This is a genomic window from Micromonospora sp. WMMD730 (genome assembly GCF_049178955.1).
GTDB classification, from domain to species: Bacteria; Actinomycetota; Actinomycetes; order Mycobacteriales; family Micromonosporaceae; genus Micromonospora; species Micromonospora wenchangensis.
In genome coordinates, this window is record NZ_JBMHML010000002.1 from 2,173,307 (window position 1) to 2,188,485 (window position 15,179).

Here is a 15,179-nt window from a genome sequence, read left to right on the forward strand (position 1 = left end):
GCCAGCGTATGCCCTGTCGTTTCTTTGCATTTCTTGACGTAGCCCTGGCGTCGGTGCCGTTGCTGGGACGGGTACCGGCTACCAGACTCGGTCCGAATGGTCTCGGAGGGACGGAAGAAAATGGATACCTTGCCTACGCCGCTGTTCAGCGCGACGTATTTCCAGGACCCGTATCCGACGTTCGCCTGGCTGCGCGACCGGTCACCGGTGCACGAATTCGCGTTCCCGGTCGGCGGCGTCCGAACGTGGATCGTGACCCGCTTCGACGACGTGCGGGCCCTGCTGGCCGACCAGCGGTTCAGCTCCGAGGGCGGCACCTGGGGCAGCCGGGAGTTCCAGGAGGCGGGCCTGGTCAGCGGGGCCGGCAGCGTACTGGAGAAGGCGGTCACGGTCGTGGATCCGCCGGCCCACACCCGCCTGCGGCGGCTGGTGATGAGCGCGTTCACGCCGAGTCGGATCGCCCAGTGGCAGACCGCGGTCGAGAAGGCCGTGGTAGCGACGCTCGACCGCTGCGAGGAGCGCGGCTCGTTCGACGTGATGGAGCACTACGCCGGACCCGTCTCGTCCACGGTGATGGGTGAGATCCTGGGTCTGCGCATCGACCGCCACGAGCAGCTCGTGCAGGCGCTCGCTCAGGCGTTCCCGTCCGACGACGCACAGATGCCCCAGGTGGCCGAGGGCTTCGCCCGGATCTGCGACTACGCCGCCGAGTTGGTCGCCGAGAAGCGTCGGCGGCCCGCCGACGATCTGACCACGGCGCTGCTGCAGGCCCGCGACGACGGCGACCGGCTGTCCGAGGAGGAACTCGTCGCCAACGTCGCGGCCATGATCCTGGCCGGCAGCGACACCATCCGGGCCTTCGTCGGCAACGCGGTACTCGCGCTGTTCGACCATCCGGACCAACGCGACCTGCTGATCGGACGGCCCGACATCGAGGAGTCGGCGGTCGAGGAACTGCTCCGGTACGAGGGCGCGCTCAGCACCGCCCTGTTCCGGGTCACGACCGAGGAGCTCACGTTCGGCGGCACGGTGCTGCCGGCCGGCGCCCCGGTGATCGCCGCCCTGCTCTCGGCCAACCGCGACCCGCGCCAGTTCGACGGGCCGGACCGCCTCGATCTGACCCGGACCCGGCTGCGCCACGTCGGGTTGGGTCACGGCCTGCACAACTGCCTCGGCGCGGCACTGGCCCGGCTCGAGGGGCGGATCGCGATCCCGGCGCTGTTCCGCCGGTTCCCCCGGCTGGAGCTCGCGGTGGCCCGGCAGGACCTGCGCTACATCGAGAACTGGGCGATGCGCCGCCTGGTCGCGCTGCCCACCCGGACGACGGGGACGCCGCGGTGATCTCCGGCGACCGGGAGACCGAGGTGACCGTGCGCGTGGACCCGCGGCTGTGCCGCGGTACCGGACTGTGCCAGGCGATGTCGCCTGCGCTGTTCCGGCTGACGATGATCGGGCATGCCGAGGCCGTCGAGGCCCGGCTGACCAGCCCGGAAGCACTCGAAACCGCCCGCTCCGTCGCGGACTGCTGCCCCATGGGAGCCATCGAGCTCACCGTCGGGCCGTCCACCGGCGGGTCGGACCGACCGGAGAGGTGAGCCATGACGTTGACCCAGCCGACGGCGCAGCAGGCCGAGGCCATCCTCGCGGCGTTGTGGGAGCGCAACTACGACCCCCTGACGACCGAGCTGATCAGCCAGTTGCCGCTCGGGGCCGGCAGCCGCTGTCTCGACATCGGTGCCGGTGCCGGCTCGATGTCGCGGTGGCTCGCGGAGCGGGTGCCGCAAGGGTCGGTGCTCGCCGTCGATGTCAGCACCGATCTCCTCGACGGTGGGCACGCCCCGGGGCTGACCGTACGGCAGGGCGACATCGAGGCCGAACGGTTCGCGCCCGGATCGTTCGACTTCATCCTGGCCCGCGGCGTGTTCTCGGTGCTCAAGAACCCCGACGACCTGCTCACCCGGGCCGTGCAGTGGCTAGCGCCGGGTGGCTGGATCCTGGTCGAGGACTTCTACTTCATGCCGGCCGACGATGCGGCCACCCCGGTCGGGCGGCGGGTCGTCGAGGCCTATCTTCGCGTGTTCCGGGCTCAGGGCGCCGACATGCGCTTCGCGCGCCGGGTGCCGGCCCGGTTGGCCGCCGAAGGGCTCACCGGGGTCGACTTCCACCTACGGCCGCTCGGCCCCGGTCAGGGGGAGTACGAGAACGAGCTGATGCGACGCCGGCTGGAGCTGCAGGGCCAGCCGCTGGTCGACAACGGCTGGGTCAGTGCGCAGGACCTCGCGGAATTCGTCGCCACTATTGAGGAACCGGCATCCCGGGACGTCACGACCCTGCTGTTCTCGGTGTGGGGGCAGCGGTCGTCGGCGTGACGGCGCTTGACTTCATCCTTGGTTCAACTTTTACGGTGTGAATGTCCGCGATTGCACTACGAAACCGAGGAAAGGAGCGTGACGTGCACCCTTCCGACAGCGCCAGCCGGACGACGGGACCGCCCCTGGGCGGTCAGGCCACAGTCTTGGTCCTCGCGGGCATGCTGACCATCATGGCGGGAGCGGTCGTATCACCGGCCATTCCCGGCATCCGGGCCGCGTTCGCCGACACCGCTGACGCCGACCTGCTGTCCCGCATGATCACCAGCACCCACGCGTTGGCGATCGTGGTGTTCGCCCCGTTCGCCGGCGCGTTGTCCGAGCGCATCGGGCGAAAGCGTGCCCTGGTCATCGGGATGTTCGCGTTCGCCGTAGGCGGCAGTTCCGGCTTCTACCTGCCCGGCCTCTACAGCATTCTGGCCGGCCGGATCGTGCTCGGCCTCGGGGTCGCCCTGGTGATGACCACCAGCATGGCCATGGTGGCCGACCTCTACGAGGGATCCGATCGGCAGCGGCTGCTTGGCCGGCAGACCTCCGCCGGAGCATTCGGTGGCGTGCTCCTGCTGGTCGGCGGTGGCGCACTGGCCGGGCTGGGCTGGCGCTCCGTCTTTCTGGTCTACCTGCTCGGCGCGGTGCTCGCCGTCGCCGCGCTGCGCTACCTGCCCGGCGGTGACCGCCAGCGCGGCTCAACTGACGGGGACACCGGCTCCAGCGTGTCCCCCCGGCGCTGGTGGCCGGTGGGCATCACCGCGGCGCTCGCGGCGATGTTGCTCGGTCAGGTCGCGTTCTACTCGGTGCCGATCCAGGTGCCCTTCCTGGTCGAGAACGACTTCCACGCCACCTCGATCGCCTCCGGGGCGGTCATCGCGGTGCAGACCCTGACCACCGGCCTGGTGTCACTGCGCTTCGCCGCGATCCGGCGACTGGCGGGTGAATACGTGCTCGTCGCCGTGGCCTTCGCCGCAGTCGGGGCGGGCTATCTGGTGCTGTTCGCCGCCCCGCACGTCGTCGTGCTGGGCGTGGGCACCCTGATCATGGGGGTCGGCCTGGGTATCCTGATGCCGACGTTGAACAACTGGGTGGTCAACGCGGCCCCGGAGGACTCCCGCGGCCGATACGCTGGCTTCCTGACCACGGCCCTGTTCCTGGGCCAGTTCCTGGCGCCCATCGTGACTCAGCCGGCCGTGAGTCGCCTCGGCATCCAGCCGCTGTTCCTGATCATCGCGGCAGGAGCGCTGGTCGTCGCCGTCAGCTATCTCGCCGCGTCCCGTCGCCGTGCCCGCGTGGACACCGAACCCGACGCCGACCGGCCCGGCACGCTCGCGTCCCGACTCGACCAAGGATCTCCCCATGTCCGCTGACACCGACCGACCCGTGCGGGTCGAGTTCGTCCTCGACCTCATCTGCGTGCACTCGTACCTGGCCTTCACCCGCTTCGAGAAGGCGGCGGCGCGCTGGCGCGCGGACGGCGGAACGATCGAGGTGACGTTCCAGCCGTTCCAGATCGATGCCCAGGCCCCCGAGGAGGGCGAACCGCTGACCGAGCGCCACCGCCGGGACTTCGGTGCCGATGCCGAGGAGATGTCGCACCGGATGACGGGCATCGCCGCCCGCGACGGCCTCAGCCTCGACTTCGGGCGGGCCATCTTCGTCAACACCTTCCGGGCCCACCAGCTACTGGGGGCGGGGCAGCGGCAGGGGCGGGGCGAGGCGATCACGGAACGGCTCTTCCGGGCCTACTTCAGCGAGGGCCGCAACATCGGGGACCCGAGCACGCTGAACGAAATCGCCGCCGACGCCGGGGTCACCCCCGTCGCGGTCGGCGGGGACGGCCCCGAACAGGACGAGCTTGCCGCCGCGCTGGCCGCGGTACGGCAGCGGGGCATCACCTCCGTGCCGTTGGTTCGGGTGGACAGCGGCCCGGAGTTGTCAGGCGCCCGCTCGGAAGAGGACTACCTGGACGCCCTGGCCGCGACCAGTTGACGCGCGTACCGCCACCAGTCACGACATCACCTGAGAGGAACACCCGCATCATGGCTTCCCTGCGGCTCGCAGTGATCTGCGGCAGCGTCCGCGACGGCCGGTTCGGTCCCACGGTCGCCCGGTGGATCGCCGACCAAGCCGGCCAGCGCGACGATCTCGAGGTCGACTACATCGACCTGGCCGATCATCCCTTGCCGGTGGCGCTGACCCAGTCGCCGGACCCGGATGTCGCCGAGACGCTCTCCCGGATCGGGTCCCGGCTGGCCGAGGCGGACGCGTTCGCGGTGGTGACGCCGGAGTACAACCACAGCTATCCGGCGTCGCTCAAGTCGGTCATCGACTGGCACTACACCCAGTGGCAGGCCAAGCCGGTCGCCCTGGTTTCCTACGGTGGAATGGCCGGTGGCCTCCGCGCCGCCGAGCACCTGCGGCTCGTCTTCGCGGAACTGCACGCGATGACGATCCGCGAGCAGGTGAGCTTTCACATGGCGTGGGAGAGGTTCGGCCCGGACGGCACCCCGGTCGATCCGGACGCGGTCGGTGCGGCCGTCAAGACCATGTTCGACCAGTTGGTGTGGTGGGGCGATGCGCTGCGCTCGGCGCGCGAGCGGCATCCGTACGGGAAGTAGCGCTCAGGTCTCAGCGCTGAAACCGCGACCGAGCTGGAAACCTACGCCCCGCACGGTGACGATCCACCTGGTGTCGCCCAGCTTGGCTCGCAGGCTGTTGACGTGCGTGTCGATGGTCCGACCGGTGGTCGTGGTGCTGTCGCACCACACCCGGGCGCGCAGTTCCCGACGGCTGAACACGACCCCGGGGCGGGCGGCCAACAGACTGAGCAGGTCGAATTCCTTACGGGTCAGGGCGAGCGCCCGGTTGTCGAGCCGGGCCTCGCGCCTGGCCACGTCGATGTGCAGGGGGCCGTGCGTGATGGTGTCGGCGTCCGGGGCCGGACGCAGTCGTCGTAGCACGGCATCGACCCGGGCCAGCAGTTCTTCGGCGCCGAACGGCTTGTCGAGGCAGTCGTCGCAGCCGGCCCAGAATGCCAGCACGCGGTCGACCTCGGTGCCGTGCCCGGTGAGCGCGATGATCGGCGTGTCCGACTCCTGGCGGATCGCGGCGCAGACCCGCAGGCCGTCGATGTCGGGTACGTCCATGTCGAGCACCACCAGATCCACCCGGTGGTGCTGTTGCAGGGCCGACCTGCCGGTGCCGGTACCCCATGCCTGATATCCGTGCTGTTCCAGCCGGTATACGAGGTGACGGCGGCCGGCGAGATCGTCCTGTACGACGAGGACGCGCATGGTGAAAACTCCCCCGATAGCAATAAGAGTCGATGCGTTGACTCTGAGTATGCCCGATTCGAAGAGGCCGGCATAGCAATGTGATCTGGTGACGGCGGGCATATTCGTTGATGTGCTCAAAGCAAAATGAGCGTCAACTGACTGCAAAGTTCACCAATTTGACTTGATTGATGAAGATGGCGCTCGTAGCGTTTCCCGTGGGCCGCTCGGTCGCGTTTTTTGGCGTGAACCGCTGTGACGGGGAGATGATGATGTTGAGTGTGCGGGACACACTGGGCCGGATGACGCAGGTCGTACCGCCTGGGCGGACGCCCGTCGGGGAGGAACTGGACAGACTTCGTCGGCTGACCGGGCAGTTGATGGCGGCGCAGGTGGACAGTCCCGCCGAACTGGCCCGCTACCTGTCGGTCCAGGATCGCGGCATTCCGGTGCCCGAGCAGCAGGTACGGGCCGCGATCCGCGGCCGGCGGGTGCTGGTGACCGGTGGTAGCGGGTGCATCGGCACCGAGCTTCTGCGCACTCTGGCGTTCCTGCAGCCGGCGGTGCTCATGAGCGCTGCCAACACACCGCCGTCCCACAGTGTCACCGGCGTCCGCTACCTGCACCTCGACGTCGGCGACCGTCGCAGGACCGAGGACTGCCTGCGGGAGGTGCGGCCGGACGTGGTTTTCCACCTGGCCGCCCAGCGTGACCCCGGCCGGGCCGAGACGGAGGCCGCTCTGACCGTTCGTACGAACGTGCTGGGCACGCGCAACGTCGCCGAGGCCGCCGAGCGCGCCGGTGTCCGCGACCTGGTCTACGCCTCCACCGGCAAGGCCCTGCGGCCGTGGACCGACGACGTCTACGCCGAGTCGAAGCGGATGGGCGAATACCTCCTGTGCCGGACGGCCGCGCGCGGTCGGGTGCGCTGCACGGGGGTCCGTTTCACGCACGTGGTGGACAACTCGATCGTGCTGAACCGCTTCCGCAGCGCCTGTCATCTCGGGCTGCCGCTGCGGCTGCATTCAGCCGAGACCGTGTTCTACGTCCAGTCAGCCAAGGAGTCGGCCCAGTTGATGCTGGTCGCCCTTGCCGAGTCGACGCACCGTCCGGCCAGCGAGCTGCGGATGTTCATGATCCGCGACCTCGGCTGGCCGGTGAGCCTGCTCGACCTGGCCCTCGGCATCATCCAGGAGTCCGGCAGCGACTCACCGCTGTACGTCGCCGGTTACGACCCCGGCTACGAGCAGGCGCCCTACCCGGGACTCTACGATCCGGCAGTCGCCGGCGACGTCAGTCCGCTGATCAACGCGATCGAGGCCCACGAGGCCGGGGAGAGCCTGTCGCCGGCGGTCGACATGATCCCGGTGCGCGCCGCCGACAGCCCAGCCTTCGACTCCTTCCTCGCCGAGGCGGAACGCCGGTGTGCCCCGCCCGACGACCACGCGGTGCGCGAGGTCTTCCAGTCGGCGGCGTGGGCGTTGCTGGAGGCGACCGCGCAGACGACCTCCCCGGCGGTCCTGCACCGCATCACCGGGCTGACCGCCGCACACCGACCGACGATGAACCCCAATCACCGCAGGATGGACGACATGCTCCGGCGCTTCGCGGGCTTGACCCAGCGGGTGCACTCCTCGTGACCGTCGACACCCGACAGCCTTCCCGAACCACGACACCGGTTCTGCTCTACGCGGCGCAGGCGGTGGCCGCGGTCGGCATGGCCGCAGGCGGCTCGGCCGGCGGGATACTCGCCACCGACCTCACCGGCTCGACCGCAGCGGCCACCCTGCCGCTGGGAGCCATCGCGCTGGGTGCCACGGTGGCGGTGCTGCCGGTCGGCGCGGCCATGCGCTGGCGCAGCCGGAAGGCCGGACTCCTGCTCGGGCTGCTGACGGCGGTCGTCGGTGCGGTCACCGTGGTGGGGGGCGCCCGGTTGGCCGACCTGCCCCTCATCCTGGCCGGCAACGCGCTGCTCGGCGGTGGCAACACGGCCGTCATGTTCGGTCGCTACGCCGCCGCCGACCTGGTCCCGCCCGAGGCACGAACCCGCGCGGTGGCCGCGGCGCTCACCGCGGCCTCGGTCGGCGCGGTGCTCGGCCCCAACCTGCTCGGACCTGCCGGCGGCCTCGCCTCGGCGGCCGGGCTACCCGCCTCGGCGGGTCTCTACCTGCTGGCCGTGCCCGCCTTCGGTGTCGCCGCCCTGCTCGTCGCCCGCCTCCCGGTGCCCACGACGCCGCCGGAGGAAGCCGAACCCCGGTCGACCCCCGCCGCCCGCATCGGGCTGCCACCCGTGCCGGTACTGGTGCTCGGCGGCGCGAACGCGACGATGGTGACGATGATGGCGGTCGCCCCACCGGCCATGCACCACCACGGCTGGGGCCTGGGCACCGTGGGCGCAGTGGTAAGTCTGCACGTGGCGGCGATGTTCGGCTTCTCTCCGGTCACCGCCCGGCTCTGCGAGGTCTTCCGGGCCGTCCCGGTGGCCGTGGCCGGAGCGGTCCTGTCCGCCGGTAGCGCGCTCGGTGCTGGTCTGACCGCCGGTCGGCCGCAGCTCGGCGTACCGGCGGCCGGGTTCCTGCTCATACTCGGGCTGGCATGGAACATGCAGCTGGTCAGCGGTACGGTGCTGCTGCTGGCCCGCACCCGGGAAGGGTCGCGGCGGTGGGCCGAGGACCTCGGTGAGATCATCATGGGGACCGCTGCCGTTCTCGGCACCTTTCTCGCCGCGCCCCTGCTCGACGTCGCCGGCTTGACCGGCGTGGCAGTCGCGGCATTCGCCCTCAACGCCGGCACCGCCCTGGCGGTCTCCCGCTCCCGGGACAACCGGCCGTGACCACCGACACCGTGCTGTTCGACTTCTCGGGCACACTGTTCGACCCGCTACGGGTCGTCGACGGTCCGGCCTTCGCCGCCAGCGCCGGGCGGCGGGGGCGCCGGCTCGCGGTGTCCCGGGCAGAGGTGCTGGGGCGCCGGATCCTCGCGTACGCCGAGAGTCCGGCCGGCCTGCGGACGCGGGTGCGGTGCGATCTGTCCACGACCGAGCACCGCGCCGGCTGGGTGGCGACCGCCGTCGAGGTGCCCGGTGTCGACCCGGTCCTGGCCGACGCGTTCCACGACTGCATCACCGACCCGGCGCGCTGGCTGCCGTATCACGACACCGGACCGGTCCTGCGGACGCTGCGCGACCACGGCGTACGGGTCGGTGTGGTCAGCAACTGCGGCTGGGACCTGCGCCGGGCGTTCCGTCGGGCCGGCCTCGCCGATCTCGTCGACGCCTACGCACTGTCCTGCGAACACGGGTGCGCCAAGCCTGGCCCCGAGCTGTTCCGCATCGCGCTCGACGCACTGGCCGCCGACCCCGCCCGCACGGTGATGGTCGGCGACGATCCACACGCCGACGCGGGGGCACTGTCGGTGGGCATCGCCGTACGCCTGCTGCCCGCAGCCTCGCCGCATCCGTCCCCCCGTGGCCTGAGCCAAGTCCTGTCGGCCGTGCCTCTTCCAAGGAAATGACCTACCCATGCCACACGCACTCGTCATCGCCTCCAACCGGGGCCCGGTCGACTTCCGCGCCGACCCGAACGGGATTATCAGCTACCACCGTGGCGAGGGCGGCCTGATCGCCGTGCTCACACCGGTGCTCGCCGGCGGTGAGGGCGTCTGGATCGCCGGTGCGCGTACCGACGGCGACCGGATCGTGGCCCGCCGCGCGGCGTCGACCGCCGAACCCACCGCGGTCGACCTGCCGGACGGGGTGGTGGCCGTCCGATATCTCGACCTCGACCCCCGGGCCTATGCCGCCTACTACGGCACGATCGGCACCGAGACGCTCTGGTTCCTGCACCATCACCTGCCCGTTGCGGGACCCGACCCCGCCTGGGAGGCCGCCTGGCGGGACTACGAGCGGGTCAACGACGAATTCGCCGCCGCCTGTGCCCGCGCCGCCGCGCCGGGTGCCGCCGTGCTTCTGCAGGACTACCACCTGGCGCTGGCACCGTCGCAGCTTCGGCAGCGGCGTCCGGACGTGCGGACCGCCCACTTCACCATGTGTCCGTGGGCCGACCTCGCCCACTTCCAGCGACTGCCGGAGCAGGCCGCCCGGTCGCTGATCCATGGCATGCTCGGCGCCGACCTGCTCGCCTTCCTGACGCCGCGCTGGGCCCGGGCGTTCCTCGACTCCTGCGCCGACCTCGGGTACGCCATCGACCCGGCCCGCAGCGAGGTGCACCTGCCCGGGCGTACGGTGTCGGTGCGTGTCTATCCGGTCGGGGTCGACGTCTCCCGGCTGCGGGAACGCACCGCGGGAAGCCCCGCCCGTGCCGAGGCGGCACGGCTCGACGAGATCGTCGCTGGCCGTACGCTGGTGGCCCGGGTCGAGCGGATGGAACCGGCCAAGAACGCGGTGCGCGGCATCGAAGCGTTCGGCGAGTTGCTACGGGCCCGCCCCGAGCTGGTCGACCGGGTGGTCCACTATGTCCTCGCCTACGAGTCGCGCAGCTCGCTTCCGGCCTACCGCGAGTACGCCGCCGACGTCGCCGCGGCGGTGACTGCGGTCAACGGGCGCTATCTGACTGCGGCCCGGCCACCGGTGGTCCTCGACGCGCGCAACAACCTCGACCGGGGGTTGGCGGTGCTGGCCCGCGCCGACGTCCTGGTGGTCAACTCCTGGCGGGACGGGATGAACCTCGTGGCGAAGGAGGGCGCCGCGGTCAACACCCGCGACGGAGTGCTGATCCTCTCCCGGGATGCCGGTGCCGCCGACGAGTTGTCGCCGTACGCGCTGACCGTCGACCCCGGCGACGTCGGGCAACTGACCCGGGCCCTCGCTACCGCGCTGAACCTGCCGTCGTCGCGTCGTCGGGAGTGGCTGCACGGCCTGCGCGAGGCGTCGGGCGCCATGCCGCCCCGGGGATGGCTCGACGCCGTACTCGCCGATCTGGCCGCGCTGCCCGGTCGGTCGGGCACGGGCGGCGCGGACTACGCCGGCGCGTCGGCGGGTTCGCCGTACGGGCCGTGACACGGCACCACCTGCCGGCGATGCTCCACAGCCCGCTGCGCCGGACCCGGGGGCATCCCGACCGGTGCCGTCGGAGACCGGGTCCGGCGCGACGTCCGCTCAGGCTGCCAGGTTCACCGACCGGCGGACGAGCCGGTCGTCACCTGCCGCCGCCAGCATGGCGGCGGCCAGGTCCGCGCGGCGCAGCGTCCAGGCACGGGGCAGTGGGGCATCGACGGCGAAGCGCCAGGTGCCGGTGGCCGGGCCGTCGCGCAGGTAGGGCGGACGGAACACCGTCCAGTCACTGTCGCTGGCATGCAGGACGGCCTCCATCCGGCGCATGTCCTCGTAGGCGCCGCCGAAGAACCGGTGCAGGAGCGGGTGAACCAGCCGGCGGTGCAGCAGGTCCTGCCCGGCGACGGGGGCGATCGGCAGGGCCGTGACGGCCACCAGCCGTCGGATGTGGAGGTCCCGCATCGCCGTCAGGATCGCGGTGGCCCCTGCCGAGTACACCCGCGTGGGGCGGCGGGCCTGCGCGGAGCCGAGTGCGGAGAGCACCACGTCCGCCCCGGCGAGGGCAGGCGGTAGTGATGCCGGGTCGAGCGCGTCCGCGACAGCCACCCGCAGCCGCCGGTGACGCGGACCGGGCCAGTCCCGTCGGACGACCGCGGTCACCGTGTGACCGCCGGCAAGCGCCTGCTCGACCACCAGCGTCCCGGTTCCTCCGGTCGCACCGAACACGGCCAGATGCATGCTTCACTCCCTGCGTTGAGGGTCAGGTACGGTGACGCGCGGCGAGGTCTGGATACCACTGCAACGCGTGGGCGAGGTCGTTCGGGAAGGCAGCGCCGGGTCTGCAGCCGGTCGCGGCCCACACCCGGTCCGAGGCGTACCAGTGGTCCATGGAGATCAGGTCGAGTTGCCGCCGTCGCAGGCCCGGCGGAAGCGCCAGGTTCGCGAGTTCGGCCGCCGACACGTCACCGGTGGGCAGTCGGGTCCCGAGGTGTCGGGCGAGCGCTTCACCAGCGGCGTGGACGGTGACCGGGTCGGGATGGTTGGCGTGGTAGACCCGCCCGCGCGGGGCGGGTGTGGTGGAGACCAACGCGACGACCAACCGTGCCAGGTCGTGCACGCCGATCATCGACAGCCGGGGCCGGCCCCCGTCTATCCAACCGGGCAGCCAGCGCAGCAGGGTCGCGAGCGTGGGCACGACCCATCGGTCGCCGGGACCGTAGACGAGGTGGGGGCGTAGCACGCTTCCCCCGTGGGCGAGAACCTCCCCCTCGGCGGCCGCCCGGCTGGCGCTGGTGGGGGAGCCCGGGGCCGGGGCAAGGACGCCCTCGGCCGGCCCCTGGTGCGGGCCGGTGCCGTAGACGGCCGCAGTGCTGATGTAGAGGACGTGCCGGACGTCGGCCCGTGCGGCCTCGGCGAGCAGGTGGCAGGTGCCCAGGTGGTTGACCTCCCGGTTGCGTCGTGGATCCGCACCGATGTAGGAGGCGGCGTGGACGACCACCTCGACGCCGTCGCAGATCCCGTGCAGTGAAGCGGGGTCGGTCAGATCGCCACGGACGGCCCGCGCCGGGTCGACCGGCGTGGCCGGGTCGTCCCTGCGCAGTAGCCGGCGGATGTCCGGTAGGCCGGCCAGGGTGAGGCCGCGGTGGATCGCCGAGCCGATGAACCCGGTGGCTCCGGTGAGGAGTACACGGCGTTTCGTGCCTTTCACCATGATGTTTCCTGTCGATTAAGGCTTGCGGTGCGAGGTGTGTGTCCGAGAAAATACCGAACGACCGGTTTCTTTCAGAGGGGGGTGTACCATGGCGAGGCAGGCACGTGCCGAGATGACGAGGTCCACCATCATCAAGGCTGCTGCGGACCTCTTCGACCGTTACGGGTACGGTGCCACCAGCCTTGGCGACATCATCGCCCACGCCGGGGTGACCAAGGGGTCACTCTACTTCCACTTCTCTTCCAAAGAGGAGTTGGCGCACGCGGTGGTGCAGGAGCAGCATGCCATCTGGACTGAACACGCCCGGTCCTTCGTCGATGACGACCCTGCCCTGGAGGCGCTGATCCGGATGTCGTTCAGCCTCTCCATCCAGCTCGTCGAACACCCACTGGTGCGCGGAGGCATCCGACTCACCCTGGAACAGGGCACCTTCCAGCGTCCACTGCCCGACCCGTACCTCGACTGGATCACGATCGTCGCCAGCCTGCTCGAGCGCGCGACGGCAGAGCGCGACGTCCGTACCAGCGTCGAGCTGGACCGGTTCGCGAAGTTCATCGTCAGCTCCTTCACGGGTCTCCAGCTGGTTGCCCAGGTCCTCAACGAGCGGCGCAACCTTCCCGACCGCATGGTAGATCTCTGGCAGATCGTCCTGCCCGGCCTGGTGTTGTCCAAGCGGCTGCACTACTACCTGAACTACCTGGTCGTGGTCCACAAGGAACTCATCGACGGCTGAACCGTTCAGTGGGAAGAGCCACCTCACCATGGACGGCGACGGCTCCATCCTGGATGAAGTGGAGGTTGACCAGCTGTCGGTCGGGTGCGGCGGTCACCGACCGCACCACCAGGGTGCATTCGCGGTCCAGCTCCAGGAAGGCGGGGAAGGTCGCGTCCGCGCCGACCACCAGGGCGCCCGGCCGACCGGTCGCCGCCAGCGCGGCCTGCCGCATCGCCTCGAACGCCAACATCCCGGGCACGTGGTCCAGGGGGTGGTCGAACAGGACCGGATGGTGCAGGGGAACCCGGAGTTGGCGGGTGCCCTGCGGGTCCGCCGGTCCGACCACCACATCGGCGGGGTGTTGACGCCCGACCGACGCGGGGTCCGCCGGGGTCACCACCGGCGGCGGGCCCACCGCTCTGGCCTGGCCACCCCAGCGCAGCCGCTCGTACGTCGCCGGCGAGACGCAGCGCAGCCATCCGCTGCCCTCGCCGACCAGGTCTCCGCCGTGTCGCAGCGTGACGTCGATACGCATGCCGCCGATCGTGCACGCCCGGCGGAGCACCGCGCCGACCTCGACGGTGAGGACCAGATCAAACGGTTCGTCCGCCGCGTGCAGCTGCTCGGGTACGCAGCCGAAGGCCAGTCGTTGCATGAGGAAGAAGCAGCTCTGCGGCACCTCGAAGCCGACGTGCGCCAGCAGGATCCCGGCTTGCCGGATCGTCTCGGCGGCCAGCAGCGGGTCGAACTGGCCGTCCCGTACGCCGTAGAAGGAGTGCCCTCGCGGCCACTGCGCGGCGAGGACGAACGTGGTTGCCCCCGTCTGCTGCCAGTCGGTGAGCAGGACCTCGGCGACGGCTGACCGGTGCACCAACTGACGGGGGACCGTGGAGTCGTAAGACAGCTTCATCGGATCGCCGCCGTGTCCCTGCGAAGCTCTGCAGCAGACGCATCGGTCATGACCGGACCCCCGTAGTCGGCCGACTGGCAGGAGAAAAAGATACCAGGCGGGCTGTTATGGTCGGTGTGACGTTTATCACCATCGATGTCTTTGGTTCGGTCTGCCGGTCGAGATTGACCCAATCTTTGCCTATTTATCCAGGCAAATTTGTCGACCGCTCGCTGACGCACCCCTTGTCGGCGGTGACGAGGAGTTATCAGCGATCCACAATTCCGGTTTGACGAAACGGGTCGGTCGGTTTCTTATGGAGAACCGGGGCGTCGTCCCCCGAGGTTCCATCAGTACGCCGTCCGGCGCGCCGACGTGCCGGTCGAGACCGCCGAGTTGTCGTTTCGCATGAACCGGGGGAGCCACATGCACGTACTTGCGGTTGAGCACGACGGTTTCGCGGCGGACCGGCTCGTCGGCTGTGCGCGCCGCCTGGGCTGTCGCGCCACACCGGTGCACAGCGGGCGGGAGGCGCTCTCCTCCTTCGAGGACAGCGACCTGATCCTGCTCGGCCTGGACCTGCCTGACATCGACGGACTCGACGTGTGCCGGCACATCCGTGCGGCGGGCGACATCCCGATAATCGCCTTCTCCACCGGCAACAGCGAGGCCGACCGGGTGCTGGGCCTACAGGCCGGGGCGGACGACTGCATGGGTAAGCCGTACGGGCTGCGCGAGCTGGCCGCCCGCATGGAGGCACTGCTCCGCCGCACCTATCCGGCCCGCGACGGCGGGATACTGCAGTACGGGGCGCTGCGGATCGACCCGGCCCTGCGCCAGGTCGCCGTGGGTCTGCACCCGCTCGCACTGACCCGCAAAGAGTTCGACCTGCTGTATCTGCTCGCCTCCAACCCTGACCGGGTGTTCACCCGGGAGGAGTTGATGGCCCGGGTCTGGCAGGACGGCGCCGCCGTGGCCCGGCGGTCGTCGCGGGCCAGTCGGACGCTGGACACCCATGTGGGCACCCTGCGCCAGAAGATCGGGACGGCTGGTTCGATCATCACCGTGCGGGGTGTCGGGTTCCGCTTCGGCTTCGGTGCGGCGCACGCCCTCGCCTCCTGAACGAACCGTCGCGCCGGGTGGCCGGGCCAGCCGGGGGAATGCCGTGCTCCCGCGTTCCCCCGCCGGCCACTGCCCACCCCGTCCGGGGCGGCCCGG

Annotated in this window: 16 protein-coding genes; 12 read left to right on the top strand and 4 right to left on the bottom strand. The window is 70.6% G+C overall.

The window, feature by feature from the left end; all coding sequences use genetic code 11:
- Window positions 1–129 precede the first annotated feature (129 nt).
- Genes ACN265_RS09735 through ACN265_RS09760 form a run of 6 tightly spaced genes read left to right on the top strand, consistent with a single transcriptional unit; the run spans window position 130 to window position 4,981 of the window.
- On the top strand, window positions 130–1,341 hold the full coding sequence (locus ACN265_RS09735; protein ID WP_421406954.1) for a cytochrome P450 family protein: 1,212 nt from the start codon (window positions 130–132) through the stop codon (window positions 1,339–1,341).
- Window positions 1,338–1,595 carry a ferredoxin gene (locus ACN265_RS09740; RefSeq protein WP_421406956.1) on the top strand — a complete coding sequence of 86 codons (258 nt, stop codon included), beginning with the start codon at window positions 1,338–1,340 and terminating at the stop codon, window positions 1,593–1,595. Before ACN265_RS09735 ends, ACN265_RS09740 begins: the two co-directional genes overlap by 4 nt.
- Window positions 1,596–1,598: 3 nt before the next feature.
- A complete protein-coding gene (locus ACN265_RS09745; protein ID WP_421406959.1) occupies window positions 1,599–2,369 on the top strand; it encodes a class I SAM-dependent methyltransferase in 771 nt (256 codons plus the stop codon).
- A 41-nt stretch (window positions 2,370–2,410) separates the two neighbouring features.
- Window positions 2,411–3,730 carry an MFS transporter gene (locus ACN265_RS09750; protein WP_421406961.1) on the top strand — a complete coding sequence of 440 codons (1,320 nt, stop codon included), beginning with the start codon at window positions 2,411–2,413 and terminating at the stop codon, window positions 3,728–3,730.
- A complete protein-coding gene (locus ACN265_RS09755) occupies window positions 3,720–4,352 on the top strand; it encodes a DsbA family oxidoreductase (protein ID WP_421406963.1) in 633 nt (210 codons plus the stop codon). The genes ACN265_RS09750 and ACN265_RS09755 overlap by 11 nt, the downstream gene beginning before the upstream one ends.
- Window positions 4,353–4,402: 50 nt before the next feature.
- Window positions 4,403–4,981, top strand: a complete 579-nt coding sequence (locus ACN265_RS09760; RefSeq protein ID WP_421406965.1) for an NADPH-dependent FMN reductase — start codon at window positions 4,403–4,405, stop codon at window positions 4,979–4,981.
- A 3-nt stretch (window positions 4,982–4,984) separates the two neighbouring features.
- Here the strand turns inward: ACN265_RS09760 and ACN265_RS09765 are convergent, their stop codons facing one another.
- Window positions 4,985–5,656, bottom strand: a complete 672-nt coding sequence (locus tag ACN265_RS09765) for a response regulator transcription factor (protein ID WP_421406967.1) — start codon at window positions 5,654–5,656, stop codon at window positions 4,985–4,987.
- A gap of 281 nt (window positions 5,657–5,937) precedes the next feature.
- On the opposite strand from ACN265_RS09765, the gene ACN265_RS09770 reads away from it, so the two are divergent.
- The 4 genes from ACN265_RS09770 to ACN265_RS09785 are packed head-to-tail and all read left to right on the top strand — an operon-like array spanning window position 5,938 to window position 10,652.
- Complete coding sequence (locus tag ACN265_RS09770; protein WP_421406969.1) at window positions 5,938–7,275, top strand: polysaccharide biosynthesis protein; 1,338 nt, start codon at window positions 5,938–5,940, stop codon at window positions 7,273–7,275.
- On the top strand, window positions 7,272–8,468 hold the full coding sequence (locus tag ACN265_RS09775) for an MFS transporter (protein WP_421406970.1): 1,197 nt from the start codon (window positions 7,272–7,274) through the stop codon (window positions 8,466–8,468). Before ACN265_RS09770 ends, ACN265_RS09775 begins: the two co-directional genes overlap by 4 nt.
- Window positions 8,465–9,148 (top strand): HAD family hydrolase, encoded by a 684-nt coding sequence (locus ACN265_RS09780; protein ID WP_421406972.1) that lies wholly within the window; start codon window positions 8,465–8,467, stop codon window positions 9,146–9,148. Before ACN265_RS09775 ends, ACN265_RS09780 begins: the two co-directional genes overlap by 4 nt.
- Before the next feature lie 7 nt (window positions 9,149–9,155).
- A complete protein-coding gene (locus ACN265_RS09785; protein ID WP_421406974.1) occupies window positions 9,156–10,652 on the top strand; it encodes an alpha,alpha-trehalose-phosphate synthase (UDP-forming) in 1,497 nt (498 codons plus the stop codon).
- A gap of 99 nt (window positions 10,653–10,751) precedes the next feature.
- On the opposite strand, the gene ACN265_RS09790 is transcribed toward ACN265_RS09785, so the two are convergent.
- Window positions 10,752–11,384, bottom strand: coding sequence for an NAD(P)-dependent oxidoreductase (locus ACN265_RS09790; protein ID WP_421406976.1), 633 nt, complete (start codon window positions 11,382–11,384; stop codon window positions 10,752–10,754).
- 22 nt (window positions 11,385–11,406) lie between these two features.
- Complete coding sequence (locus ACN265_RS09795) at window positions 11,407–12,357, bottom strand: NAD-dependent epimerase/dehydratase family protein (RefSeq protein ID WP_421406978.1); 951 nt, start codon at window positions 12,355–12,357, stop codon at window positions 11,407–11,409.
- Window positions 12,358–12,445: 88 nt separating this feature from the next.
- On the opposite strand from ACN265_RS09795, the gene ACN265_RS09800 reads away from it, so the two are divergent.
- The gene (locus ACN265_RS09800) at window positions 12,446–13,090 is read left to right on the top strand and encodes a ScbR family autoregulator-binding transcription factor (protein WP_421406979.1); all 645 of its coding nucleotides are present in this window, start codon (window positions 12,446–12,448) and stop codon (window positions 13,088–13,090) included.
- Here the strand turns inward: ACN265_RS09800 and ACN265_RS09805 are convergent.
- Window positions 13,077–13,982, bottom strand: coding sequence for a ScbA/BarX family gamma-butyrolactone biosynthesis protein (locus ACN265_RS09805; RefSeq protein WP_421406981.1), 906 nt, complete (start codon window positions 13,980–13,982; stop codon window positions 13,077–13,079). The two genes, ACN265_RS09800 and ACN265_RS09805, sit on opposite strands and share 14 nt — an antisense overlap.
- A gap of 405 nt (window positions 13,983–14,387) precedes the next feature.
- Between ACN265_RS09805 and ACN265_RS09810 the strand changes: the two genes are divergently transcribed.
- On the top strand, window positions 14,388–15,083 hold the full coding sequence (locus ACN265_RS09810; protein WP_421406983.1) for a response regulator transcription factor: 696 nt from the start codon (window positions 14,388–14,390) through the stop codon (window positions 15,081–15,083).
- Window positions 15,084–15,179: the final 96 nt, after the last annotated feature.